Here is a 25,870-nt window from a genome sequence, read left to right on the forward strand (position 1 = left end):
ACGTCATCCGTCAGAAAGAACGGACGACGTCAAGGTGCTCGAGCAAGAAACCTAAAGAATTAACATTACTTCTTCAGAGTTTCTATGCCTTGCTTTATGCTTTCCACCGCATTGTCTAGCGTGGTTTTCACATCCTCGCCTTTCCAAATCAGCTCAAGCGCATTAGCGATAGGAGGCCATACTTGCTGCATTTCAAAAATGGAAGGCATGGCAATGGAATGCTCAAACTGTTGAATTGCCCCGCTTACCATTTCGTTTTCTTTTATTGCCGGTTCATTCTCCATCCCTTTACGAGCAGGAATAAATCCAGTCATCTCAAAGTTTTTCAGAAGTGCTTCCTGCGATGTTACGTACCGGGCGAACAATTTTGCCGCATTAGGATATTTGCTGTAAGCACTCACGTAATAAGCCTTCACGCCAGCAAAAGTATCCGGCTGTTGTCCATTAGGAAACTTAGGCAAAGGAACCATGCCTACTTCAAAGGGAAGACTGGAGAAGTTGCCGATATTCCATACGCCATCCAGATTAATCGCCAGCTTGCCTTCCTGAAACAATCCGGTTTTCACATCGGTCGTTGCATCAGCAGCCTCCATCGGTAAAATTTCACGCATAGCCTGAAAGTATTTCATCCCTTCCACGGATCCTTCGTTATTCAGACCGATATCGTCAGGGTTCGTGTTGTCGTTGCCAAAAATATAGCCGTTAAAGCCGGAGATGAACGGATAAGCAAAGTAGAAATTGTTGAGTTGCATCATGAAACCGTATTTCTTCTTGGCCGGATCGTTATACTTTTTGGAGAAGCTGATAATGTTGTCCCAACTGCTCAAATCATTTTCAGTGACCAGCTCTTTGTTATAGAACAAAGCATACGTCTCCATGTTCCTTGGATATCCGTATAAAATGCCGTCTTTCGTTACCGCATTCACCGCTGTTTCCTGAAACTCGGCCCGTGTCTCCTCCTCAAAGTAATCGTTAGGGAGCACAAAGCCACCTGCAACAGCTTCACTCAAATTGTCATGCGGCAGGACCAAAACGTCAGCAGCCAATCCCGCAGGTCCGTCCGTTTTCATCTTTTGCATTTGTTCCGGCGCCCCCTGCTCTTGAACCTCTACCGGAATGTTGTACTTCTCTGTAAATTCCTTAGCTATTTCTTTCAAAAAAGGAGTTCCGTCATTTCCATCCCAAATGATGAGCTTTGCGCCGGATTCCGGAGTCAGTTGATCATTTGCACCTGAACCATCGGTCCCGGTGTTAGTTCCAACGTTAGTACCGTTTGTTTGTTCAGCTTGTTGCGCCCCGTTAGACTTCGTATTTTGGGATGAACACGCCACTGTAGTCGTAAATACCAGCATCAACACACACCATAAAGTCATCATTTTTCTAAAATTCATATGCATTGCAAACCACCCTCCTAAATTATTAAGCGCTTACATCCTGTAAACTAAAACATTTAACCTGATCCATTATTTATGTAGCTCTTCTCTAATAAAGAGTTTAGCTATTACATCACCTCCTTTATCGCATTTTTGATTAAACGTTTAATCATACTTTAAAAAAATATAGCATGATTGCTTTTCGTGCAAAAAGCTATATTTCTTTAAATGAGGTGCTGCTTTGTCTAACGGCCAAGCTAACCGGAATCTTTACGGACCTCTTATCTGTACTGAGCCCGGTTCCATTAATTTGATCCAGTAACATAGTTACCGCGATCTGACCCTTAGCTACAATATCCTGCCTAATGGTAGTTAAAGAAGGAATCATATACTGAGAATAAAAAATATCATCGAATCCAACAACCGACAAATCCGCAGGTACTGATAAACCGATGTCATGCAATCCTCGGATCAAACCGATTGCCGATACGTCGGAAAAGGCAAACATAGCACTGATCTTACTCTTATAGCTGCCTATCCTCTGCGCTACATGATATCCTCCCTGAATGGAAGGAGCTTCCTCAAAGGTCAGTTCGGGATCTTCCGGAATCCCTGATTCCCTTAATGCTCTCAAGTAACCTTGATGGCGGAAATAGTTGACCCCTCCTTCCTCCAATTTCCCTGTCAGCACACCGATGACTTTATGTCCCAGCCCGATCAAATGCTTGGTCCCTAAATATCCTCCTGCTTCATCATCAAGATCTATCTGATGGAAGTCAGGATTCGACAGATGGCTGTCCAAAAACACGCACGGTATGTTAAGAGACAGCAGCTTCTGAAATGCTGCCGTGTGCTCGAATACACCAACTACGATAAGACCATCCAGATGCCGCTGCTTCACAAACGAGAAATCTTCATTCTCGTCAATCCCCAGAAGAATGACCTGTACCTCATGATGCCTCGCCCCGCCCTCTACCCCTCGGACAAGCTCCCAATAGAACGGATTATCCTGAAGCATCCCTTTCTCCAAGAAAGGAACAACGATGGCAATCAGATGAGATTTCATGTCCTTCAGACTTCGTGCTGATGCACTGGGTACAAATTGCAGCTCCTGAATAATTTTATTTACTTTACTTACCGTATTTGGCGAGACTCTGCCTTTACCGTTAATCACATTGGACACCGTCGCAATTGAAACGTTTGCAATACGTGCGATGTCTTTGATAGACACTTTGTTATTCATTAGAAATCCAACCTTAGTTTATTGGTTAAACGTTACATCAACTACAGTTTGATTAAAACATCATCTCGTTGCTTTTGTCAATCCTATTTATTCAAAGATAAAAAAGAAGCCCCCTGAATTGGGGAGCCTCTTTATTGATCATCCAGTTATTTTTTCTCTTCAACCGGCTTCTTGGCCACTTTGATATGCAGTTGCTCCAGCTGAGGCACGTCCACTTCGGACGGTGCGTTCATGAGCAGGTCGGTCGCGCTCGCCGTTTTAGGGAAAGCGATCGTCTCGCGCAAGTTAGAGCGTCCTGCCAGCAGCATAACCAGACGGTCGAAGCCGAATGCGATTCCGCCGTGCGGAGGTGTCCCGTACTCGAAGGCATCCATCAGATAGCCGAACTTGTCCTGAGCTTCTTCCTGAGAAAGGCCGATAGCCTTGAACATTTTTTCTTGAATATCACGCTTGTAGATCCGCATGGAGCCGCCGCCCACTTCATAACCGTTCAACACGAGGTCATAAGCTTGAGCAAGAATTTGTCCAGGATCGGTATCGAACAATTCCAAGTCTTCTTCGCGTGGACGGGTGAACGGATGATGTTCGGCCACATAGCGTTTTTGATCTTCATCCCAGCCCAAGAGCGGGAAGTCGACAACCCACGCGAATTTGTACACGTTATCGTCGATAAGCCCCAGTTGACGGCCGATCTTCAAACGAAGCGCACCGAGAACGTCGGCTACCACTTTTTTGTTATCCGCAGAGAAGAGCAGCAGGTCGCCTTCTTCGGCGCCAGTACGTTCTTTAATAGCTTCGATTTCTTGCTCTGTAAAGAATTTGACGATAGGACCCTTGAATTCGCCTTCCTTCACTTGAATCCAGGCTAATCCTTTCGCTCCGTAACGGGCCGCATATGGGCCGAGATCGTCGATTTCTTTACGGCTCCATGTTCCGCAGCCTTTAGCGTTCAAAACTTTAACTTCTCCGCCCTTTTCAACCACCGAAGCAAATACTTTCACTCCGCTGGAAGCCACCAGATCGCTCACGTTGACAAGCTCCAGGCCGAAGCGCAGGTCCGGTTTGTCGGAGCCGTATTTCCCGATAGCATCCGCATAGCTTAGACGTTGGAACGGAGTAGGAATATCGACGCCTTTCGTTTCCTTGAACAGGCGAACGACCAGTTGTTCCATCATGTCCAATAGCTCGTCCCGGCTAAGGAATGACGTCTCAATGTCGACTTGCGTGAATTCAGGTTGACGATCCGCACGCAGATCCTCGTCCCGGAAGCAGCGGGCGATTTGATAATAGCGCTCGACACCGCTCACCATCAGAAGCTGCTTGTACAGCTGAGGGGATTGCGGCAGTGCGAAAAATTCGCCGGCATGTACGCGGCTAGGCACGAGATAATCGCGTGCGCCTTCCGGAGAGCTCTTCGTCAGGATCGGAGTTTCTACCTCAATAAATCCTTCACCGTCCAGGAAATCGCGGAATACTTTAGCCGCTTTGGAACGAAGCCACAGCGTTTTTTGCATTTCCGGACGACGCAGGTCCAGGTAACGGTATTTCAAGCGAAGCGACTCGTCCACTTCAACGCCGTCTTCGATAAAGAATGGAGGCGTTTTGGCTGCATTCAGCACTTCGATTTCCGTAATTTGCACTTCGATTTCGCCAGTCGGCAAGTTCGGGTTGACGGTTTCGGCATCTCTTTTGACTACTTTTCCGCTGACGGCAAGCACGTATTCGCTGCGCACTTTATCGGCGATTTGCAGCGCTTCTCCGGAATAAGCGGGATTGAAAACGATCTGTACGATGCCGCTGCGATCGCGCAGGTCGATGAACAGGACGCCTCCCAGGTCGCGGCGGGTTTGAACCCAGCCGTTAAGCGTTACGGTTTCTCCGATGTTCGCGGTGCTTAATGTGCCGCATTGATGAGTACGTTTCATGTCAGTGCAAAACTCCTTCAAAAATATATTTTTTATAAAGTTTTTAAACTTTGATTACTTCAATTCATTGACCAGCTCTGAGAGCTTCACAGTGCGCTGTTCACCGGTCTCCATCGATTTCAGCGCAATATCCCCGCGCTCCAGTTCATCATCGCCCAGAATGGCCGTGTAGCGCGCCTGCATGCGGTCTGCCGATTTCATCTGTGCTTTCATTTTGCGGCCGAGATAATCCCGCTCCGCCGAAAAGCCGGCCTGACGCAATTTGAACAGCTGCGTCGTAATCTCTTTATCCGCCGCTTCCCCAAGGGCTACGAGATATACGTCAAGCGGCTTGACGCCGCTGAGCCCGATCTCCTGCTTCTCAAGGATAAGCGCGATCCGCTCCATACCGAGCGCCATACCGATCCCGGGCTGATCGGGTCCTCCGACTTCAGCCACCAGACCGTTATAGCGGCCGCCTCCGCCGATTGTATCGATAGCGCCGATGCCCTGGGCTTTATATTCAAACGCGGTATGCGTGTAATAATCCAGGCCGCGCACCAGCCGATGGTTGATCACATAATCCACTTCCATGGCGCTTAGCAGTTCCTGAACCTTGGCAAAGTGCGAAGTGCACTCCTCATCAAGACTGTCCAGGATCGACGGAGCATCGCCGAACTTATCCTGATCAACCTTGCAATCGAGCACCCGCAGGGGATTGCGTTCCATCCGTGACTGGCAATCCTTGCACAGGCTTTCCTTCATCGGAGTCAGGAAGGCCAGGAGCTTCTCGCGGTATGCCTCGCGGCTGGCCGGGTTGCCAACCGAGTTAATCTCCACTTTTACGTCCTGCAGGCCAAGCTCTCGGCAGTACTGAAATCCTAAAGCTACGACTTCAGCATCAATAGCCGGATCCGTGGCTCCGAACGCCTCAACCCCGAACTGGTGAAACTGGCGTTGGCGCCCGGCTTGAGGACGCTCATACCGGAACATCGGTCCGATGTAATAAAGCTTCGTCACATCAGGTTCGCCGTAAAGTTTATTCTCCACATAAGAACGAACGACGCCGGCTGTTCCTTCGGGACGAAGTGTCATCCACCGCTCCCCTTTATCCTGGAAGCTATACATTTCTTTTTCTACAATATCCGTCGTTTCGCCCACACCGCGCTCAAACAGCGAAGTCTGTTCAAAAATCGGTGTCCGGATTTCCCGGTAATTAAAGCGCCGGCACAGATCGCGGGCCTTTTCCTCGATCAGCTGCCACTTCTCGACAGTGCCCGGCAGCAGATCCTGCGTACCCGTAGGTTTCTGAAACGCCATTATCCATTCCTCCATCTTCTGCTAAAAAAATAAAAAACTCCCGTTCCTGTTTAATTACAACAGGGACGAGAGATTGGTTTTCCAATTTACCCGTGGTGCCACCCACATTCCGAATACTCCTTACTTATATCACAGGGCTCAATCTTCCGATCACATTCGCCTGATATGAAGTATTCGCTTTAAAGCGGTGTAACGCCCGCATGCGCCGTACGTCTACTATGCCTTGAAGAAATGATCCATGTCATTATTTCACGCATTTCGCCGCCGGTTCTCGAGGAAGTCTTTCGTTCAATCATCACCGGAATCCTTCCAGCCGGCCTTATCGGGTGCAATTCAGAATGAATGGCCAATCCGTCAAGGCAGGGATTCCTCTCTGCGGGTGTGGGGCTGAAGTACTTTGTCCCGTCGTTGAATCAGTATGAAACTGTATATTTCCTGATTTTAAGGAATTACAGTAACAAAGTCAAGTACGGACAAAGAAAAAAACCTGCACCAACGGGGCACAGGTCCAAAGGTATTATATTAAAAAGGGGGTCATGCTGTTATTATAAACAGGCTATGTTAAAGGAACATGAAACGAATATTACAGTTGTATTACAAACTCAAATTTTTAATCCAAATGTTCGACAAACGCGCCCCGGCTGCGCAGCTTATGGACGATGTCATCATAATCGGTTTCTTTAACCTTTGCGGTTAATACATATTTCAAATTGCTGAAATCATCGTCACTGAAGTGGTTCGCATCAATTACAGGATCTAACTCCGAATCAAAATCGGGCCGATCTCTTTCGGTATCGACACGCTCTCCGTTAATCCGGCCGTCGTCGGAATCATCGTCACCCATAGCAACTACAGGAATGACTCCCTGAGCGCTTACCGTCCCAGGAATTCCTACGGCTCCGTAGGTTCCCCCTGTATTGGTAGTAGTACTGTTAAGGGGAAGCAACGGAACGAGAATATTGTGGCTTCTGCCGATCGAATGATCCAGCGAGCTGACTTCAACCTGCTCCATTTCAAATGGAAGCAGGCTGGTCCTTGCGCCCTCCGCCTGATCCTCACTCATAAAATACGCTTGAATATGCTTGGCCATTTCGATCTCTCCTTTTCAACCGCATAATGGTTTGCCGTCCCGGACTTGTCATCTATAAGATCCGGTTAGACCGGTTACAGCTTCTTCAACAGTTCCCGCACAAAGGCTGGTTCGTCCTTCGGCGTTCGTGAGGTAACATAATTGCCGTCAACAATAACTTCCTCGTCGCGGAATTCCGCGCCGGCGTTCACGATATCATCTTGCAGAGGGGGATAACAGGTTACGGTTCTTCCCTTCAGCAGGTCCGCGCTGATCAGGATCTGCGGCCCGTGGCAAATCGCGGCAATCGGTTTGCCCGCGGCATTGGCCTGAGTCACGAAATCAAGAATTCCTTGATCAAGCCGCAAATTTTCCGGCGAAGATCCGCCCGGAATAACAACCGCGTCGTACTCTTCGGCCTTCACCTCGGAAATGCCCTTGTCCGCTGTATATTCAGCTTTTCCCTGTTTGCCTTTTAAAGTTTCTCCGGCCTTAAGCCCGATAATATCGGCCTGATGTCCGGCTTTTTTCACCTCGTCATAGGGTACCTGCATTTCCGAGTCTTCAAATTGGTTCGCTAGCAAAAAAGCAACTTTACTCATAAGTAACATTCTCCTCTCGGATGTGTCCTTCGCTTGTTATTACCCGAATGGCTTCGCTTTATAACAAACCGGATTGCTGTGGCAGTAAACCTTAACATTGATATTTCGATCAAAAAAACCGCCCCAATGTAAGGGCGGTAATTGAACTATCGAATCACTGTTCTGCTAATTGCTTTATTTTATCTAAAGTCTCTTCCCAGTTTTTGTCCGAGTGCTCATACATCGTAGGTGTCGAAAAGTTACGGTGCGTTAAATGAATTGTTGTACTATCGTGATTATCAATTAATTGGAACGCAATAATCGAGTAATTTTCCGGAGTGTCCGGAGTTCCTGAGAACCCGCTCCAATAATCATAAGAAAAAGTGTCAGCTTCCTTGAATTTCAATACATGCCCCTTATCGGTAAAGTCTTGTCCGTCCCATGAAAATGAAAATGTGATCGGACTGCCTTCTCTCCAATCCGTTTCAATATGTACACCTAACCAATCTTTAATGTAATCAGGATCAGTTAATACGTTCCACACAACCTTATTACTTGCATTAATATCTCTGGTTTTTTCAATAATGAAGTCCAACTTACTCCTCCTCTCCGAAATTTCATTGTTATCCAAACTATAGAACAAACGTTCGTAATTGTCAAATATAAACAACGAAGTTTAATTCAGCCATAAAAAAAGAACCGGGCATAACTCGCCCGATCCTTTCCTATTCCAGAGACTTAGCTTCCTGGCCGCGGAATATACTCGCCGGAAGGTTTGATCTCCCGGACGGTCTGTAATTCCTCACCCTGCGCAGAGCGTACCAGAGCGAGCGCTTCGCTGCGCTCCCCGGCGGCCATGAGCGGAAGCCCTTGCCAAACCCTTGGCTTTATAGATTGACGCATTGAGATCGGTAACCCCTTTTACGGACAATTTCACTGTACATTCACAGGTTGTCCCATAAAAGAATCCTTTATCCCAACCATCTTCTTCAAAATCATTGAAAAGGGTGGTCCAAAATAAGGGTAACCGGTCCCCAGTTCGTGAAGTCCACATCCATATCGGCCCCGAACTGTCCGGTCTCGACGACCAATCCCTTCTGACGGAGCAAATCGTTAAACTTCTCGTACAGCGGTTCCGCGATTTCCGGTTTCGCCGCCGTCGTAAAGCTCGGTCGTTTGCCTTTCCGGCAATCCCCGTAGAGCGTAAATTGCGATACCGATAAAATGGCCCCGCCAATGTCCGTCACACTGAGATTCATTTTGCCATCCTCATCCTCAAAAATGCGGAGCCCGGCGATTTTATCTGCGAGATAAGCCGCATCCTTCTCACAATCCTCATGAGTGATGCCCACCAGCAGGAGAAGGCCTTGCCCGATGGATCCGATCGTCTCACCCGAAACATCCACCTTTGCCCGCTTGCAGCGTTGAACTACGATTTTCATGTTGCGTACTCCTGTTCCTTATTGCATAATCCGGTGGACGGTGTAAACATCTTTCACCCGTTTGATTTTCTCGACGACGGATTGCAGATGGTCCGTATTCCGGATTAGAATCGTCATATGGACGAGCGCCATTTTGTTTTTGTCCGACCGTCCGGAAACGGCCGAAATATTCGTCTTGCTCTCCGATACGGCCTGCAGCACTTCGTTAAGGAAATTCCGGCGATCATGTCCCGTAATTTCAATATCGACGCTGTAATTTGCCTCGATGGCGTTCTCCCATTCCACGTCGATAACGCGTGCAGCTTCTTCATCGTCATTTCCGTTAGGAATGTTCGGGCAATCGCTGCGATGCACGGAGACGCCACGTCCGCGTGTAATATAGCCTACGATATCGTCGCCGGGAACCGGGTTGCAGCATCTGGCAAAACGGACGAGCAGGTTATCGATCCCCTTGACCACGACTCCGTTTGTCGGCCGAGGTCTACGCTCTTCCGGTGCTTTTACTTCCTTCACTTCCGAGGTAAGCTCGATCGAGCTGCTCTCTTCCTGCTCTTTGCGAAGCTTCTCTGTCAGCTTAGTGGTGATCTGGGCGGCGGTGATGCCGCCGAATCCTACGGCCGACAACATATCGTCGATATCGTTGAAGGCAAATTTCTTACAGGCCTCCATTAGCTTGTCGTCCGACATCCAGGCGGAAGGCTCAATTCCGGCCCGCTTCAATTCGCGTTCGATCGCTTCGCGGCCTTTTTCGACGTTCTCCTCGCGTTTCTCCTTTTTGAACCACTGCTTGATTTTGCTTCGCGCATGGGAAGATTGCGCAATTTTGAGCCAATCCTGGCTCGGTCCGTAGGAATGCTTGGATGTGAGGATTTCTACGATATCCCCGGTCTTTAACCGATGGTCCAGCGGTACGATCCGGCCGTTGACCTTGGCGCCGATCGTGCGGTTGCCGACCTCGGTATGAATCCGGTAAGCAAAGTCCAGCGGAACCGATCCCGAAGGTAATTCGATCACTTCGCCGGAAGGCGTAAATACAAATACCAAATCGGTAAAAAAGTCCATTTTGAGCGATTCAACAAATTCCGAAGCATCCTTCGCTTCGTGCTGAAGCTCCAGAATCTCGTTGAAAAACGTCATCTTCTTCTCAGGGCCGCCGGTTTCCGGACCTTCCTTATAAGCCCAGTGCGCGGCGATCCCGTATTCCGCCGTCCGGTGCATCTCCCAGGTACGGATCTGCACTTCAGTCGGCTCGCCGTTGGGCCCTACGACGGTCGTATGCAGCGACTGGTACATGTTCGCCTTCGGCATTGCGATATAATCCTTAAATCTCCCCGGCATCGGTTTCCATAATGTATGGATGATGCCTAAGGTTGCGTAACAATCTTTGATATTGTCGACGATAATCCGAATTGCAAGCAGGTCATAAATTTCATTGAACTGCTTGTTTTTGGTGGTCATCTTTTTATAGACGCTATAAATATGCTTGGGACGTCCCGACAAGTCGGCCTCAACGCTCATCTCATCCAGCTTCTCGGATATGCGTGAGATTACGCTTTCGATGTACTCCTCGCGTTCCGCCCTTTTTTTCCGCATCAAATTGGCGATCCGGTAATATTGCTGCGGATTCAAATACCTTAGCGCAATATCTTCCATTTCCCATTTGATCGCCGAAATCCCGAGCCGGTTCGCAATCGGACAAAATATCTCCAGCGTTTCATACGCGATGCGCCGCTGGCTCTCTTCGGATTGATATTTCAACGTGCGCATGTTGTGCAGACGGTCTGCAAGCTTAATGACAATCACTCGGATGTCCTGCGCCATGGCGATGAACATTTTCCGGTAGTTCTCATTTTGCTGCTCTTCCTTGGATCGGAATTTGATCCGCTCCAGCTTCGTCAGCCCGTCGACAAGCATGGCGCAATCATGGCCGAAATGCTCCTCGATCTCCTTCAGGGATACGGTAGTGTCCTCAACTACATCATGAAGCAGAGCTGCAATAATGGACAAACTGTCCATCTGCATATTGACGACAATTTCCGCCACCGCCAAAGGATGAAGAATATATGGTTCTCCGGATTTGCGCACTTGTCCGTGATGAGCCTGCTCCGCAAAATCGTATGCCTCACGGATGCGCTCCAAATCCGGTTCTTTTATATAGGCCGACGCCTTTTCAAGTAATCGCTCTATGCCCATTGAATCCTGCTCGATTCCTTTCTATATCCCCAATTTTGATTTCCTATAATTATGACTCTTGCGTTCTCTTCCGTCAACTCTCGGACACTTTGCCGCCAAAAAATAGTCAGAGACCGTATAATCCTTACTTTTTCTTAACTCCTCGCCGGCGTATGCTAAAGAATCATTTAGGAGAATCTGTAGAATAACCTTCTAGAGGTTGTTCAAAAAGTCATCTTTCCATGACGAAGCAGATCACGAAACGGATTCGACGTCGAATCTTGAATTCAGCCGGGCCTTCCGTTGCTCACGTACCCCATGTACGCTCCGCTACTCATGCCCTAGCTTCATCCGACCTAAAGCGTTTTGTAAAAAACGCACTTCGAAAGCATACGCTTTGGTCCTGAAAACCTGACTTTTTGAACTCGCACTTAGGCAAAATAAATTTTGTGTTGAAAAATGTCGCCATTCTCATTAATCTATTAAGGATAGTTTTCATTATGTACGAAAAATAGAGGAGTGACCCTGTTGCAACGTGAAATTCAAGTTAATGAAAAAGTTCCTTTCGGACCCGGTGTTTTGCTGAGTGTGCAACACCTGTTCGCCATGTTCGGCAGCACCGTGCTTGTACCGAACCTGTTCGGCGTCGATCCCGGCATGATTTTGCTGATGAACGGCATCGGAACCCTGCTTTACATCTTCATCTGTAAAGGGAAAATCCCAGCTTATCTTGGTTCCAGCTTTGCCTTCATCTCTCCGGTGTCTCTGGTCTTGGCGTCTTATCCGGGCAACGGCTACTCGCTGGCACTGGGTGCCTTCATTGTGACCGGCGTGATCTTCATGCTCGTCGGATTGCTCGTCAAATATGCAGGAACTTCCTGGATCGACGTCGTCTTTCCTCCAGCTGCGATGGGTGCCATCGTTGCCCTGATCGGTCTGGAACTCATTCCGGTGGCCGCAGGCATGGCAGGCTGGATTTCGAAAAATCCAGGCGAAGCATGGTCTCCGAACTCTACTTACATCACGCTCTCGCTGGTTACCTTGGGTGTCACGGTTCTAGGCGCGGTCCTATTCCGTGGCTTTCCAAAAATCATCCACATTCTGATCGGAATCGTCGTTGGTTATGTTCTCGCTTATTTTATGGGCGAAGTGAATACTGCTGCGATTGCCCAAGCCAAGTGGTTCTCGCTTCCGACTGTAACTACGCCGCAATGGAACATTTCCGCCATCATCACGATCATCCCCGTGGCTCTGGTCGTCATCGTGGAACATATCGGGCATTTGCTCGTTACGAGCAATATCGTAGGCAAAGATTTGTCCAAAGACCCCGGTCTTCACCGCTCACTGCTTGGTAACGGTATTTCAACCATCTTGTCCGGCTTCGTAGGTTCGACACCAAATACAACCTATGGTGAAAATATCGGTGTCATGGCCCTGACGAAAGTGTATTCCATCTTCGTTATCGGCGGCGCAGCCATCTTCGCGATCCTGCTCTCTTTCTCGGGTAAATTCTCTGCGATCATCGCCTTCATCCCCGAGCCTGTTATGGGCGGCGTCTCCCTGCTGCTGTTCGGCGTAATCGCAGCTTCCGGTCTGCGGATCTTCGTAGAGCAAAAAGTCGATTTCTCCAAGCCGACGAACATGCTGCTTGCAACCGTCGTTCTCGTCATCGGCCTTAGCGGTACGAAGCTGACAATGGGCACTGTGGAGCTGAAGGGAATGGCTTTAGCCACAATCGTCGGAATTCTGCTTAGCTTGTTCTTCAAACTGATTCAGGTGCTTGGCTGGTCCAACGACAAGGATGAGGAAAAAGCGGCTCATTAAGCCTAAGGCTCAATGCGTAAAAGCCTCCATATCACCAAGGTGATATGGAGGCTTTTTTATTACATTTATTGAGGCTTCCTTTTTAGTAATCGTAATGAACGAGGGAAAAGACTTCAATATCCGGCAGCTTCGCGCGTCCGTTCAATTCGCCGAGCTCGATCAGGAAGGCCGTTCCGACTACATTTCCCCCAAGCTGGCGGACAAGATCGACGGAAGTAGAGATCGTACCGCCCGTGGCGAGAAGATCGTCGGCAATGAGGACGTTTTGCCCCGGTTTGATGGCATCGCTGTGCATGGCGAGCCGATCTTTACCGTACTCAAGGTCGTAGCCGACCTCGATAGTCTCATAAGGAAGCTTGCCGCTCTTGCGGATCGGGACGAATCCTACACCGAGTGCATAAGCAAGCGGTGCTCCTACTACGAAGCCGCGGGCCTCGGGTCCTGCGATCAGATCGATCTTCAGATTAGAAACAAGTTGCTTCAATTCATCGATCGCCAGCCGGTATTTCTCACCGTCGTTCAGCAAAGTTGTAATATCCTTGAAGCTGATGCCCGGTTGCGGGAAATCCGGAATGACCCGGATATAGTCTTTGAAATCCAATAAAATCTCCTCCTAGAAAATATGCGAATTGCTATGAATGTATAGATTTATGAAGCCCCTTGTATATGGGTTTGCATCCATTCGGTAATCTGCGGAACCGGTGCATGCAGCAAAATATGCTCCATTTCCGCCAGCAGTCCCAGTTCCCGATATCTCGTCGAAGACTCGAGCGGTCGCTTGGGCGGTGACGCGGCTACAGTTACTATGCCCGAAGTCCGCTCAATAAAGCCAAGTTCCTCAAAAACGTCCAAGGTTAGGCCAAGCATTCGTCCGGATAACTTCGTACGTGCCTTCAAAGCGGCAACCAGTTCGTCTTCCCGGTGTCCCTCCGGCGCAAGCTTTCTCAGAAGGGCATATACCCCTTTGAACTGCTCGCGAGAAGGCGGCTCAAGCATTTCTCGAACCGGAGTTTTCGGATGAAGCAGAAACACTCTCTCCAAATTTCCGAACAAGGCCAGCATGCTGTTCCATTCCACAGGCATCTCCGGCAGCTCCAAAATAAACAGCGTGCCTATTCCCTCCGCTCCCGCCTTTTCTGATTCAGAGTTAGCCGGACTTGCACCGACTACCCTATCATATACCCAAAGCGAGCATCCGTTCAAATCATTTCCGTTCAGTTGCGGCGAACCTGAATTCACCATGACGGCAGCGGTTCCCGGTCCGAAAGAAGTCCATTTGGCCAAGGTCTCTTTCAATTCATCCAATTTGGCCACCGGGTTACGGAAGCCCCTGTAATCGTAAACTTGCAAATGGGTAACCGCGAGATCCTGGATCATCAGCTGCGGTTTTCGCGAGCCGTTCCATTCATTGATCCCCGCTTCCGCCACAATATCAATTTCCGATTCCTCCGAAAGCAGGAAGGCGAGCTCTCCCTTTCCAAAAGCAACCGCTTCAACTGTCTTGCCGTTCTGGTCGAGCGTCAAACGTAAATGCTTGCCATCCTTGCCCATCTGCCGGCATTCCAGCAATTTTGCCCCGCGGATCAGTAACCGCGGACACGGATTTGCCATGCCAAACGGGGCCAGCAGCTCCAACTGCTCGATGATCGGGAGGGTGATCTCTTGAAGAGAACATTCCAGATCATTTTGCATAACCGGGATAAAATGCTCGGGACGGAGAGCCCCGGAAGCAAAGTCGTTCAGCCGCTTGTCGAACTCGGCCAGCCGCTCCCGCGGCAGGGACATGCCGGCTGCAGCGGTATGACCGCCGAAATGATCCAGCAAATCGGCGCAATGCGTCAATGCCTCATATATGTCCAGACCAGGAATCGAGCGAGCCGAGCCTTTGCATTCACCGGTCTCGGGGTTGATACCGAGTACCAGCGTCGGTCGATAGTAACGCTCGAGGATTTTGGAGGCCACGATACCGACAACGCCGACATTCCACCCTTCTCCGGCTACAACGATCACATCGGGAAGGCGTCCTTCGGCTGCTTTGGTCTCCAGATCAACCAGCGCCTCCTGGACGATGTCCTCCACCAGCCCCTGCCGCTGTTTGTTCAAGATGTCCAGGTCCAGAGCCGCCAGTTCTGCCTCCTCCCGATCGTGGGTTGTCAGCAATTCAACCGCCCGGCCGGCATGGCTCATTCTGCCGCTGGCATTGATACGCGGTGCGAGACCGAACGCCACGTTCGTCGCCGTCACCTCGCCCGATTTCCAACCGGCGGTTTTAAGCAAAGCCGTCATGCCGGGAAAGGCGGAAGTCGCCATGGATTGCAGCCCATAGCGAACAAGCACTCTATTCTCACCAACCAGGGGCATTAAATCCGCTATCGTACCGAGAGCGGCAAGCTCTGTCCATTCGGGTGGAATCTCCTCCCCCAGCAGCGCTACGGCCAATTTGTAAGCAACCCCCACTCCAGCCAAACCTTTAAACGGATAAGGACAATGGGCAAGCTTTGGATTAATGAGTGCATAAGCGTCAGGAAGTACAGGCGGAGGCTCATGATGGTCGGTCACGATGACATCCATTCCGACGCTTGTGGCGTAGGCTATTTGCTCAACAGCGCTGATCCCCGTATCGACCGTGACGACCAGCGTAATTCCTCGCTCCTTGGCTTGCTCCAGAGCGTGAATATGTAGTCCGTAACCCTCTTTGGACCGATGGGGAATGTAATATTCATAGTCGGCGTTCAAATGCCGCATAAGATGGATCATCAACGCCGTAGAGGAGACTCCGTCAGCGTCATAATCTCCGTAAATCAAAATTCGTTCATTACGATCAAGCGCTTGCCTGATCCGTGGAACCGCCTCATTCATACCGCTGAGGAGAAACGGATCATGCAGGTCTTCCATGGTCCCCTTTAAGAAGCGCAAGGCCTCCTGCGGGTTATCCAGACCGCGTGAAGCCATCAGAGAGGCTACCAGCGGCGGGATGTCCAGTTGCCGTGCAAGCAGATCGGCAGCTTCCCTGTCGCAAGAGAGCGTATTCCATTGATACTTCGGTTGAAGCAAAATTTCACCTTCTTTCTCAGCCGTCCCTGCAGGCTATTGAATTAAAGTCGGCAGGTCATCGCCGGGCCCTTCATTATTGCTCTTATAAGGATAACCGGGATCATAGGGCAAAACCTGAATACTGACATCGCTAACATGAGAAAACCGGTTCATCAGCAGTACCTTGGCCCGGTTCGCAATATCATTCGCTTCCATCACAGTAATCCGCGGATTTACGCTTATTCGCGCGGTAATAGTTACATAATGGCCGTTCTCCTGAGCTTTCAGCTCCTCTACAGTGATGACGCCATGCACCCGTTGAACGGTTTCAATAAATCGTGTGGCGTCTTCCTCCTGCATCTCTGAAATCAATGAGCCGTAAACGGAGCCGCGCACCATAAGATAAACCCGCCAAAGGACCATCCACGCTACGAATAGCGCTGCAGCCGGATCCAGATAGAGCAATGCCGGCAACTCCATTGCCTGCCCGGTCATGGTTCCGAATACGCCGATCAGCACGGCAACGGAGGAATACCAGGAGTAACGATGGGCTTCGATGAGAAATTGCGTATGCTCGCCCGGTTGTTTTCGGGATTGACGGTATTGAAATTGAAACAAAGCTTCCTTCAAGGCAATAGAGATCACAATAGCGACACCGGCCAAATACCCCGGAGGTACGAGGTCCCCTTTTGACACGGCAGCGATTGATGAAATCCCCATCTGAAAACTTCCCATCAACAAAAAAACAGACAGAATAATAACCAGCAGCGGTTCCCCTGCCCTGCTTGGTGCATTGACAGACTGCACTATTCTTTTTTTTGGCCGTCTGTGGAGTTTAAATTTATCCGAGACCATGGCAGCGGCATCCGAAGCCGAATAAAGAGCATCGGCCAGCAATGCCCGGCTGTCGAACAGCAGGCCTACCACTCCTTTGAAAGCGGCTAAGACAATATGATTGGCAATCCCGAGCCATGCTGCAGAATCAGCTGGAGCGGCTTGTTCGCGTCGCATATGAATCCTCCTGAAGCACTCAATAGATAGAACAGAACGGTAAAGCCGCGTCAATTTCGACGCGGCTCTATCATACCAAATTTAAGGCAAAATGGTCCTTTTTTAATATTGATTATTAGGACGCTTTGGCCGGCTTATTTTTTTGTTTGCTCTTAAGAACGAACCACAACGGGCTGGCGATAAAGATGGTCGAATATGCGCCGAACAGAAGCCCGATAACCATAGCCAGCGAGAACATCCGAATGGATTCCCCACCTAGCAAGAACAAGAAGAACGCTGCGATAAAGACCGTCAAAGCGGTGTAAATAGACCGCATAATCGTCTGGGAAATACTTTTGTTCACCAGCTCGGCCAAATCGTGATTTGTTTTCAACTTACTGAACCGCAGGTTCTCACGGATCCGGTCAAATATAACGATCGTGTCATTAATGGAATAACCGATGATGGTCAAAACGGCAATAATGAAGGTCAGATCGACTTCGAAGCGGAATATGGAGAAGACCGCGACAACCAGGAAAGCGTCATGTAACAGTGAAACGATCGCCGCCACTGCGAAGCGCCATTCAAACCGGATGCTGACATAAATGATAATGCCAAGGCAGGAAATCAGGACGGCATAAATCGCATTTCTCGCCAATTCCTTCGCCATCTCCGGATCTACTGTATTGACTTCGAAGGAAGCCTTCTCGTCAAGCTTCGTAATTTCCGCTTTCAACTGGGACTCCTGATCCTCGTTAAGCACATTGGTGAAACGGATGGTCATGCGGTCCTCGCCCGGATTAACCGTTGTTCCATCATCAATGCCGAGTTTGTTGAGAATCGGATTTACCTGTTCTTCAGTCAGCTTATGGGAAGTCGTAATATCGACGTTGGAACCCGCCCGGAAGTCTACGCTGTAGTTCAATCCGAACAAGGACAGGCAGATGATCCCGACGATCGTCAATGCAATCGAAACCATGTAGCAATATTTGCTGATATGCACAAAGTTAAAGTTTTTTACGTTTTTATTAAAGCTCACTGATTTCACTCTCCTTTACACCGAAGTACTTCGGCTTCGACAATTTGCCTGCCTTAACCAGCAGGTTCAGAAGCCAACGGGAGAGGTAAACGTTCGTAGCGATACTGAGCACGATTTCCACGATCAGGACGAGCGCAAAGCCTTTGACGGCACCGGTCCCGAACCAGTACATGACAGCAGCAACGATAATGGTCGTAATATTCGAATCGAGTACGGTACGCAAAGAGTGCTTGTCCCCTGCTCTAACGGCGGACATGATGCTTTTGCCGGTTCGCATTTCTTCATGAATCCGTTCATTGGTAATGATATTGGCATCGACGGCCATCCCGATCCCGAGAATCAACGCCGCAATCCCTGGCAAGGTCAAGGTGAAATCAGCCCACACAAACACCAGGATGAGCAGCCAAGTATGAACGATCAGAGTAAATGCGGCAACCAGACCGGGAACCCGGTACATGCCGACCATAAACAGCAAAATGAATACCGAAGCAATCAAACCTGCTTCAATAGTCCGGTCAAGTGATTGCTTCCCGAGTGTAGCGCCGACGCTCTGCGAATATTTCTCTGTCAATTTGAGCGGCAGAGCGCCCAGATTGATTTGATCGCGCAATTCTTTAGCTTCGTTCAGATCGCCGCCGACGCTGATCGAGGCGGTTCCATCCGTCAGGACGGCCTGTACCTCAGGGGCGGAGATCAATTCATCATTCATGTAGATCGCCAGCGGTTTGCCGAGCAAGCGCTTGGTCACTTCCGCAAACTTATCTTTACTCTTTACCTTAATGCTTACAAGGGGTTGATTCATCTGGTTAAATTCCAGCTTGGCCCCGTTTTCGGCAAAGTCGGTACCCACCATTTCAATTTTATTGTATTCGTCGGCCGATGTCTCCGTACCGTCTTTACTGCGGAATGTGAGTGAAGCGGGCTCCTTCATTTGCTTGCGGACTTCAGCTTCGTCCGTTACTCCCGCCAGTTTCAGACGGATACGGTTCGTTCCTTCGGTCGTAACCTCCGGTTCGCTGGTCCCCAATTTGTTCGCCCGTTCTTCAAGGCTTTGGGCTGTCTTAAGCAATGACTCCCTGGATACTTTAGCCCCGCCTTCCATCGGCGTTGCTTCATACAAAATCTCAAATCCGCCCTTTAAATCAAGGCCGAGATGCACATTGTTCAGCAGGCCGGGGGTAGACCAGACCATAATGCCGGCTGTGACTACCACGACGGTTATGAATGCTATAATTCTTTTCATCCCGTACTTACTTCCCCTTTCAATTTTCAATCTCTGTAAGTTTAAGAGGCAAGGCCCCCAGACTGATCAAATCGCGTATTTGTTTCGCATCTTCTAAATCTCCTCCAACGGAAATGGAGGCGCGACCATCGGTAAGAACACCCTGGATGATTGGCGCGGAAATCAATCTATCGTCCATAAAGATCGCCAGCGGCTGACCGAGCAATCGCTCCGTCACCTCCGCCAGTTTGTCCTTGCTCTTAAATTCGACGTTTACCATAGGCTCATTTACCTGGTTATAGACCAATTCGGTTTCTTCTTTAACGAGATCCGATCCGGTCATTTCAATGGCGTTGTATTCGTCGTCCGCCGTTTCACTCCCGTCTTTGCTTCGAAAAGTAAGAAACGCCGGTTCTCCCAGACTCCTTCGGACCTCGTCCTCGTCCGTTACATCCGCCAATCTGACGCGAATCCGCTTGTTACCGTCAACTCTGATTTCAGGCTTGCTTATTCCCAGAGCTTCGGCTCGTGCCTCAAGACTTTGAACCGTCGAGATCAGTGCGTCTTTGGTTACCTGAGCTCCGCCATCCATCGGCGTTGCTTCATACATAATCACGAAAGCCTCTTTGTGATCAAGCCCCGAATAATCCTTGTTTTGCGGTCCAGGGGTTGAGCAGGCTGTAATTGTTATGCTCATGATGACAACCAGGACGGTTATGGATGCGAAGATCCTTTTCATCCGATACTCGTTCCCCTTTCAATACTCAATATTCCTATTATAGCTATGCATGAAAAGACCGTCAATTTATCAAATATTGTCGTTTTGATTAACGGTACTGCATGAATACATCACAAAAAAGACCCCTTTCAATCGAAACGGGATCCACGGTATGCGGAAATCGTCATATAATTCATAAATTGGGTAGCTTTCAAAGAAAGGATGTCATTCACAAGCTGATATAAAGGCGGAAAACCGTTCTTCTCGTACTTCTGATTCACACACTCCCAAATGTCCGGTCCGGTTACCTGTTCGTAACCGATCAGCCGGAATTCCTCCGCTTTGCTTCGGCATAAACTTTCGATCGCCTCATTCAATTCCTTCTCGCCCATTACGTCCTCAGCCATCATGATGCCTCCTTCCCTCTCCCCGTCTATTTAACATTCTACCTTATTTTCTGTAATCCTGCATTGGGATCAAAAAGACAAGTCATGAATCGGGACAGGTCCGGCATATTCTTAGTAACAACTGTTGTTATTGTTGCCATTTCGCTTCTAATCGGGAGAGAGGGAACCACTTTGAATAAACAAACCTTTATCCAGGGCACCATGATTTTGCTGGCTGCGGGCATTGTCAATCGTATTCTAGGCTTTATCCCCAGGATTCTTCTGCCCCGAATCATCGGAGCGGAAGGCGTCGGGCTTTATCAGCTCGGTTATCCGTTTTTCCTGGTTCTCGTCACCATCATAGCCGGAGGCATTCCCTTGGCAGTAGCCAAGCTTGTTGCCGAAGCGGAATCGGCCGGAAACCCGGAACGCTCAAAAACCGTATTGCGGACGAGCCTGATATTTGCCATGGCAGCCGGCTTGCTGTTTACAGTCTTATGTATCCTGGGAGCGCCGTTGGCAAGCCGCTATATTCTTACTGATGCGCGCGTATATCAAACCTTTGTCGCGATGAGTCCCATGATCGCCATCGTGGCAGTATCCTCTGTTTATCGCGGTTATTTTCAGGGGAAACAGGACATGATTCCATCCGCGGCCTCTTCAATTATTGAGACGATAGCCAGAATCATCTGTGTACTATGGTTCTCCTATCTGCTGCTTCCGATGGGTATCGAATATGCAGCTGCCGGAGCCATGCTGGGCGTTGTAGCCGGAGAAATTGCCGGAATGGCAGTTCTGCTTCTGCAATACCGGCGCCTGAAATCGCGAGAAAAATCGCTTGCCGCCAAAGACCAACCATCCGAAGGCGCTGTGCCGAAGAAGGAAGCATTCGTGCCTATGCTTCGCAGAATCATGAGGATTGCAATTCCCGTAACCGGGGGTCGCTTGGTCGGTTCCATGTCCTATCTTCTGGAATCGATCACAACGGCCCAAAGTCTTGCCCTCGCGGGGATCGCAACCGCCATTGCGACCGCTCAGTACGGAGCGCTGCAGGGAATGATCATCCCGCTTCTATTACTGCCGGGAGCGCTGACTTCCTCCTTGGCCGTCTCACTCGTTCCGTCGCTTGCGGAAGCTCAGGCAAGGGGCGATATGAGGACCATTCACCTCCGTCTCCACCAGTCGATCCGGCTTGCGCTTGTGACCGGCGCACCATTTGCGGTAATTATGTATGTTTTGGCTGAACCCCTCTGCATGTTGATCTATAATAACAACGAAATTGCCGGAATGCTGAAAATTATGGCCCCGTTCGCTCTTTTCCTGTATGTTCAGGCACCGCTTCAAGCCGCCTTGCAGGCACTGGATAAACCCGGCCGGGCTTTGATCAATACCTTAATCGGAGCCATCGTAAAAATCGTTCTGATCCTATACTTAGCCTCCAATCCTTCTTTCGGGATATATGGAGCCATTCTGGCCATCATCGTCAACTTCGTCATCGTCACTTTACTGCATGGGTACAGTGTCGCCAGGACATTAAATTATCGCCTTCCGTTGCTGGATGTCATCAAGGTTTGCTGTGGAATGGTCATTATGGCCGGAGCGACAACCTATCTCAACAATCATTTTCAATTCAGCGACAGCCAGGGAATTCAGTTTTTGTGTGCCGCTTTTTTCTCTACTCTGCTGTATCTTGCCTTAGCCGGAATCACGGGTTTAATCGATCTGCATGACATCAAGCGTATGCCATTGATCCGCAATTGGTTTCGAGGATGATCAGCCGCTTGGAGTCATTTCTTGTCCTTTAGATTGACATATAGCCTTCCTTTATGATCAATAGAGCAAAAAAAGACATCTTTAAAATCATAAACTCCTTTGGATTGAATTTGATTTTTCAGCCAAAACCTGGTTTTTCCCATCTGTTTTAAATTATCGTCATCCACCTTGCCATCCAAAATCAGCGGTAAAGGAAGCGCCTCGTATTTTACTTTGGACACCAAAGAAGATAGGGCCGCTTCTCTTTTTTTGTTCATTTTGTTTTTGTCGCCGGAAGCGTTATCACTAGACTTATCCTTTGGCAAAACGCTCAGTTGGCCGCTTGTTTCCAGAACTGCGAATTCAACATCCGCAATATTGTCGATGTTTTGGGAACGAAGCTGCATAAGAAGGTCATCCAGATTATAACGCTGTTTTTTCATTTCCTTTTCGTTAATATCGCCATTACGAATAATTACGCTGGGCTTACCGTCAAACCATAGGCGTATCTTGCGAAAACGAAGCGAAAGGACGGCGATGCCGATTTGAATCAGCAGCAGAGTTAACATCGGTACCCAGCCTTCATATAGCGGGCGGTTCTGATCCTCCAAGGCAAAAACGGCTATTTCAGCGATCATGATGGATATGACGAGATCGAAAATGGATAATTGTCCGATTTCCCTTTTCCCCATAATCCTCATAACGGCGAATACCATCACATACATAATCACAGTACGAAAAACAACAGCTGATATGTGTGCCGCCACCTCTAATTCCCCCCCCTTGTGTCATTGCTCTTTAAAGTCAAGGATGTACCTGGTAGTCTGACCCCGGTCATTCGATTCCATGCCAAACAATATATTCCTAAAGATCTTCGGTTCCTGTCATATCCACCGATGCTTGACCATAAAATGGGGATATCAAGAACATGAATGGGGGACCTCTATATGCATTTCATTCGCCGTATGGTTTCTTTTAGACTTTCCCACCCTACTTTGTCCGGTCTATGGTACGCTTTTTTCTGGATGATGATTGGCGCCTTGGTCTTATCCTTACTTCTGCAGTCCAACGTTTTGGAGGAAGACGAGCTCAAGCTGTACACCTATATTGTTCATGGCGTATCACTGCTCGCCGGAGGATTGGTCTCGGGCAAACGGGCCGGACAAAAAGGGTTGTATCAGGGTTCGGTCACGGGTTTAATCTACGGAATCCTGTTGCTGCTCATCAGTTTTTTGGCCTTGGATCACTCGCTTGGATTAGGTGAGCTTGCCTTAATATTTCCCGCACTGCTTCTCGGAGCGATGGGCGGGGTGTTCGGGGTGAATTTGAACAAGAAGTAAAAGAACTGCAAACTTCTCCTTTCTCCTATATGTTAATCTGAAGGAAGATTTCAGGTTGGGTAAAGGAGGATTCCATTTTGCTTTTCCATTCCATGCAGACGATTACTTGGTTCACCCTATTGGTTCTTATCCTGTTTGTCTTGATCTGCTTCTTCCAAAATCCTTGGCATGCGGTCGTTGGCTTGGCCGGTGAATTGTTGAGATTGAGAAGATTTATGTGGATGTTCTTGCTGATGCTTGGGGTTTTGCTGCTAAACGGATACGAATTGGCATTGGAAAAAAAGTTACCTTACTCGGCGGACTTTACGCCGTGGATTTTCCGACTGGAAGGACATTTCGTGCAACAGGTTCAAAACTTGACTCACGCGCCATGGCTTACGGGGATTACTTCCTTTTTTTATCTTATCGTTTTTCAGTCTTTGATTCTGGCTTCACTCTTTATTTACGCCGGAGAAAAGAGAACCGTGTTCCTGCATGCGACCTGTTGTGCGGTAATTCTGAATTATCTGATCGCGATTCCATTCTATTTGCTGTTTCCGGTTAATGAAGTTTGGTCTTACCCGGCTTCAGGCGTTTCGTTTTATATGCTGGAGGCCTTTCCGGAGTTTGAAACCGTCTATCGTCCCCTTTCCGGGATTAACAACTGCTTTCCTAGCCTGCATACCTCCATCTCAGTCACCATGGCTATCCTTGCCGTACGCTCTGGTAACCGCCGATGGGGATTTTTCGCATCGATCAGCGCCGTTATTATCGTGTTCTCGATCTTTTATTTGGGAATTCACTGGCTCACAGATATGCTGGCCGGGTTGCTACTTGCGGGCGTATCTTCCACAATCGGCATCAACTGGGCCCAGCGCTGGAAAAGCAACTATAATCCCCGTTTCAATATTTCTGCATAATGGCAAAAAAGCCGCGAAAACCTCCGTGGAGGCTTTCGCGGCTTTCTTATTGCTAATTCGTATTCGTTTCTCTTAGCTTTCGGAAACTTTGTGGCTGATCGCACTGCGATCAAACGTCAGTTTCGTTACATCGTTGACGCGCAAGACTACGATATCGTCGGTAAGCTCCATAATCGTGCCGTGCAGGCCACCAATCGTAATGATCTTGTCGCCCTTTTGAAGCGCATTGAGCATATTATTGCGGGTTTGCTGTTTTTTCTTCTGCGGACGAATCAACAAGAAGTAAAACACGGCAAACATGATCACAAGGGGAATGATGAACGAAATCAGCTGATTGGTTCCGCCCGCCCCCGGGGCAGTTGCTAATGGAAACATTCCTTTTTCCTCCTTTCATTTTATAACGTGATTCATTAAAATCCTTTTTCGTTGCCAAACAGACCATACTGCTCAAAAAACTCATCCCGGAAGTCCAGCAGCCTGTCATCCATAATCGCCTGACGGACCTTGCCCATCAAATTGATCAGGAAGTGCAGGTTGTGGTATGTAGTCAACCGAAGACCGAACGTTTCGTCCGCCTTAATGAGATGGCGAAGATAAGCACGGGAATAGTTCCGGCAGGTATAGCAATCGCATTCCGGATCCAATGGCCCGAAATCCTTGGCATACTGAGCGTTTCGGACAACTAGTCTACCCTGACTCGTCATCGTGGTTCCATTACGGGCAATCCTTGTTGGCAAGACGCAATCAAACATATCGACTCCCCGAATCGCCCCTTCAATCAGGGCATCAGGAGAACCTACCCCCATCAGATAACGGGGCTTGTTTGTCGGCAACAGAGGAACCGTACATTCCAACATCTCATACATCAGATGTTTAGGCTCGCCCACACTCAGTCCACCAATAGCATACCCCGGAAAATCCAGGGAAGTCAAATCTCTGGCGCTCTGCTTGCGCAAATCTTCAAACATGCCGCCCTGAACGATTCCAAACAGGCCTTGATCATGCGGTCGGGCATGGCTTTTCAGGCAACGTTCCGCCCAGCGTGTGGTCCGTTCCATCGATTTTTTTACATAATCGTAATCGGCAGGATAGGGAGCGCATTCGTCAAAGGCCATCATAATATCCGGACCTAGGGCATTTTCAATTTCCATTACCACTTCCGGTGACAGAAACAGCTTGTCCCCGTTCAAATGAGAGCGGAAGTGAACACCTTCCTCCGTAATTTTGCGCATTTCGCTAAGCGAAAACACCTGAAACCCGCCGCTGTCGGTCAGAATGGCCCGGTCCCAGTTCATAAATTTATGGAGTCCGCCGGCTTCCTTGATAAGTTCATGTCCCGGACGCAGGAATAAGTGATACGTGTTGCTAAGAATGATCCGTGCACCCATGTCCTTCAGTTCTTCCGGACTCATCGTCTTGACGGTGGCTTGTGTCCCAACCGGCATAAAGACTGGCGTCTCGATCGTACCGTGCGGAGTGTGAACCCGGCCTAATCTGGCACCGGACTGTTTGCAGGTTTTGATGTGTTCGTAGGTAATCGCTGCCATTGTTATCATCCATCCT

24 protein-coding genes are annotated in these 25,870 nt (G+C 49.0%); 4 read left to right on the top strand and 20 right to left on the bottom strand.

Features of this window, described 5'->3' with window-relative positions; all coding sequences use genetic code 11:
* Positions 1 to 65: 65 nt before the first annotated feature.
* The 10 genes from KB559_RS03175 to KB559_RS03220 form a co-directional block, all read right to left on the bottom strand.
* The gene (locus tag KB559_RS03175; RefSeq protein WP_211020118.1) at positions 66 to 1,397 is read right to left on the bottom strand and encodes a sugar ABC transporter substrate-binding protein; all 1,332 of its coding nucleotides are present in this window, start codon (positions 1,395 to 1,397) and stop codon (positions 66 to 68) included.
* 190 nt (positions 1,398 to 1,587) lie between these two features.
* On the bottom strand, positions 1,588 to 2,616 hold the full coding sequence (locus KB559_RS03180) for a LacI family DNA-binding transcriptional regulator (RefSeq protein ID WP_211020120.1): 1,029 nt from the start codon (positions 2,614 to 2,616) through the stop codon (positions 1,588 to 1,590).
* A gap of 146 nt (positions 2,617 to 2,762) precedes the next feature.
* Positions 2,763 to 4,541, bottom strand: coding sequence for an aspartate--tRNA ligase (aspS, locus tag KB559_RS03185; RefSeq protein WP_211020122.1), 1,779 nt, complete (start codon positions 4,539 to 4,541; stop codon positions 2,763 to 2,765).
* 54 nt (positions 4,542 to 4,595) lie between these two features.
* Positions 4,596 to 5,840 carry a histidine--tRNA ligase gene (gene hisS, locus KB559_RS03190; RefSeq protein WP_211020124.1) on the bottom strand — a complete coding sequence of 415 codons (1,245 nt, stop codon included), beginning with the start codon at positions 5,838 to 5,840 and terminating at the stop codon, positions 4,596 to 4,598.
* Positions 5,841 to 6,450: 610 nt separating this feature from the next.
* Positions 6,451 to 6,930, bottom strand: coding sequence for a hypothetical protein (locus KB559_RS03195; RefSeq protein WP_211020126.1), 480 nt, complete (start codon positions 6,928 to 6,930; stop codon positions 6,451 to 6,453).
* 74 nt (positions 6,931 to 7,004) lie between these two features.
* Complete coding sequence (locus KB559_RS03200; protein WP_211020128.1) at positions 7,005 to 7,511, bottom strand: type 1 glutamine amidotransferase domain-containing protein; 507 nt, start codon at positions 7,509 to 7,511, stop codon at positions 7,005 to 7,007.
* 154 nt (positions 7,512 to 7,665) lie between these two features.
* Entirely contained in the window at positions 7,666 to 8,085 is a 420-nt protein-coding gene (locus KB559_RS03205; protein WP_211020130.1) for an SRPBCC family protein, read from the bottom strand.
* A 143-nt stretch (positions 8,086 to 8,228) separates the two neighbouring features.
* A complete protein-coding gene (locus tag KB559_RS03210) occupies positions 8,229 to 8,393 on the bottom strand; it encodes a hypothetical protein (RefSeq protein WP_211020132.1) in 165 nt (54 codons plus the stop codon).
* A gap of 92 nt (positions 8,394 to 8,485) precedes the next feature.
* Positions 8,486 to 8,932, bottom strand: a complete 447-nt coding sequence (dtd, locus tag KB559_RS03215) for a D-aminoacyl-tRNA deacylase (RefSeq protein WP_211020133.1) — start codon at positions 8,930 to 8,932, stop codon at positions 8,486 to 8,488.
* Positions 8,933 to 8,950: 18 nt separating this feature from the next.
* Positions 8,951 to 11,125, bottom strand: a complete 2,175-nt coding sequence (locus KB559_RS03220; RefSeq protein WP_211020135.1) for a RelA/SpoT family protein — start codon at positions 11,123 to 11,125, stop codon at positions 8,951 to 8,953.
* A gap of 507 nt (positions 11,126 to 11,632) precedes the next feature.
* Here KB559_RS03220 and uraA point away from each other — a divergent pair.
* Positions 11,633 to 12,928 (top strand): uracil permease, encoded by a 1,296-nt coding sequence (gene uraA / locus KB559_RS03225; RefSeq protein ID WP_211020137.1) that lies wholly within the window; start codon positions 11,633 to 11,635, stop codon positions 12,926 to 12,928.
* Between the two features lie 82 nt (positions 12,929 to 13,010).
* On the opposite strand, the gene KB559_RS03230 is transcribed toward uraA, so the two are convergent.
* The 7 genes from KB559_RS03230 to KB559_RS03260 all read right to left on the bottom strand — a co-directional run bounded on the left by KB559_RS03230 (position 13,011) and on the right by KB559_RS03260 (position 20,337).
* Positions 13,011 to 13,529 carry an adenine phosphoribosyltransferase gene (locus KB559_RS03230; protein WP_211020139.1) on the bottom strand — a complete coding sequence of 173 codons (519 nt, stop codon included), beginning with the start codon at positions 13,527 to 13,529 and terminating at the stop codon, positions 13,011 to 13,013.
* A 47-nt stretch (positions 13,530 to 13,576) separates the two neighbouring features.
* Positions 13,577 to 15,982 (bottom strand): single-stranded-DNA-specific exonuclease RecJ, encoded by a 2,406-nt coding sequence (recJ, locus tag KB559_RS03235; protein ID WP_211020141.1) that lies wholly within the window; start codon positions 15,980 to 15,982, stop codon positions 13,577 to 13,579.
* A 33-nt stretch (positions 15,983 to 16,015) separates the two neighbouring features.
* Positions 16,016 to 16,972 carry a cation diffusion facilitator family transporter gene (locus KB559_RS03240; RefSeq protein WP_211020143.1) on the bottom strand — a complete coding sequence of 319 codons (957 nt, stop codon included), beginning with the start codon at positions 16,970 to 16,972 and terminating at the stop codon, positions 16,016 to 16,018.
* Between the two features lie 115 nt (positions 16,973 to 17,087).
* Positions 17,088 to 17,930, bottom strand: coding sequence for a protein translocase subunit SecF (secF, locus tag KB559_RS03245; protein ID WP_244861678.1), 843 nt, complete (start codon positions 17,928 to 17,930; stop codon positions 17,088 to 17,090).
* Between the two features lie 49 nt (positions 17,931 to 17,979).
* Positions 17,980 to 19,233: a protein translocase subunit SecD gene (gene secD / locus KB559_RS03250; protein WP_211020154.1), complete on the bottom strand. Its 1,254-nt coding sequence runs from the start codon at positions 19,231 to 19,233 to the stop codon at positions 17,980 to 17,982.
* 19 nt (positions 19,234 to 19,252) lie between these two features.
* Positions 19,253 to 19,909 carry a preprotein translocase subunit SecD gene (locus tag KB559_RS03255; protein ID WP_211020156.1) on the bottom strand — a complete coding sequence of 219 codons (657 nt, stop codon included), beginning with the start codon at positions 19,907 to 19,909 and terminating at the stop codon, positions 19,253 to 19,255.
* A gap of 170 nt (positions 19,910 to 20,079) precedes the next feature.
* Positions 20,080 to 20,337 (bottom strand): post-transcriptional regulator, encoded by a 258-nt coding sequence (locus KB559_RS03260; RefSeq protein ID WP_211020158.1) that lies wholly within the window; start codon positions 20,335 to 20,337, stop codon positions 20,080 to 20,082.
* Between the two features lie 171 nt (positions 20,338 to 20,508).
* On the opposite strand from KB559_RS03260, the gene spoVB reads away from it, so the two are divergent.
* Entirely contained in the window at positions 20,509 to 22,089 is a 1,581-nt protein-coding gene (spoVB, locus tag KB559_RS03265) for a stage V sporulation protein B (RefSeq protein ID WP_211020160.1), read from the top strand.
* A gap of 14 nt (positions 22,090 to 22,103) precedes the next feature.
* On the opposite strand, the gene KB559_RS03270 is transcribed toward spoVB, so the two are convergent.
* Positions 22,104 to 22,793, bottom strand: coding sequence for a YetF domain-containing protein (locus KB559_RS03270; RefSeq protein ID WP_211020268.1), 690 nt, complete (start codon positions 22,791 to 22,793; stop codon positions 22,104 to 22,106).
* A gap of 222 nt (positions 22,794 to 23,015) precedes the next feature.
* Here KB559_RS03270 and KB559_RS03275 point away from each other — a divergent pair, with 222 nt between their 5' ends.
* The gene (locus KB559_RS03275) at positions 23,016 to 23,408 is read left to right on the top strand and encodes a TIGR04086 family membrane protein (RefSeq protein ID WP_211020162.1); all 393 of its coding nucleotides are present in this window, start codon (positions 23,016 to 23,018) and stop codon (positions 23,406 to 23,408) included.
* A 92-nt stretch (positions 23,409 to 23,500) separates the two neighbouring features.
* A complete protein-coding gene (locus KB559_RS03280) occupies positions 23,501 to 24,307 on the top strand; it encodes a phosphatase PAP2 family protein (RefSeq protein ID WP_211020164.1) in 807 nt (268 codons plus the stop codon).
* A 72-nt stretch (positions 24,308 to 24,379) separates the two neighbouring features.
* Here the strand turns inward: KB559_RS03280 and yajC are convergent, their stop codons facing one another.
* Both yajC and tgt read right to left on the bottom strand, forming a co-directional pair.
* On the bottom strand, positions 24,380 to 24,682 hold the full coding sequence (yajC, locus tag KB559_RS03285; RefSeq protein ID WP_211020167.1) for a preprotein translocase subunit YajC: 303 nt from the start codon (positions 24,680 to 24,682) through the stop codon (positions 24,380 to 24,382).
* A 35-nt stretch (positions 24,683 to 24,717) separates the two neighbouring features.
* Positions 24,718 to 25,854 (bottom strand): tRNA guanosine(34) transglycosylase Tgt, encoded by a 1,137-nt coding sequence (tgt, locus tag KB559_RS03290; RefSeq protein ID WP_211020169.1) that lies wholly within the window; start codon positions 25,852 to 25,854, stop codon positions 24,718 to 24,720.
* Positions 25,855 to 25,870 lie beyond the last annotated feature (16 nt).

Origin of the sequence: Paenibacillus sp. Marseille-P2973 (assembly GCF_018101095.1) — a bacterium.
GTDB classification, from domain to species: Bacteria; Bacillota; Bacilli; order Paenibacillales; family Paenibacillaceae; genus Fontibacillus; species Fontibacillus vini.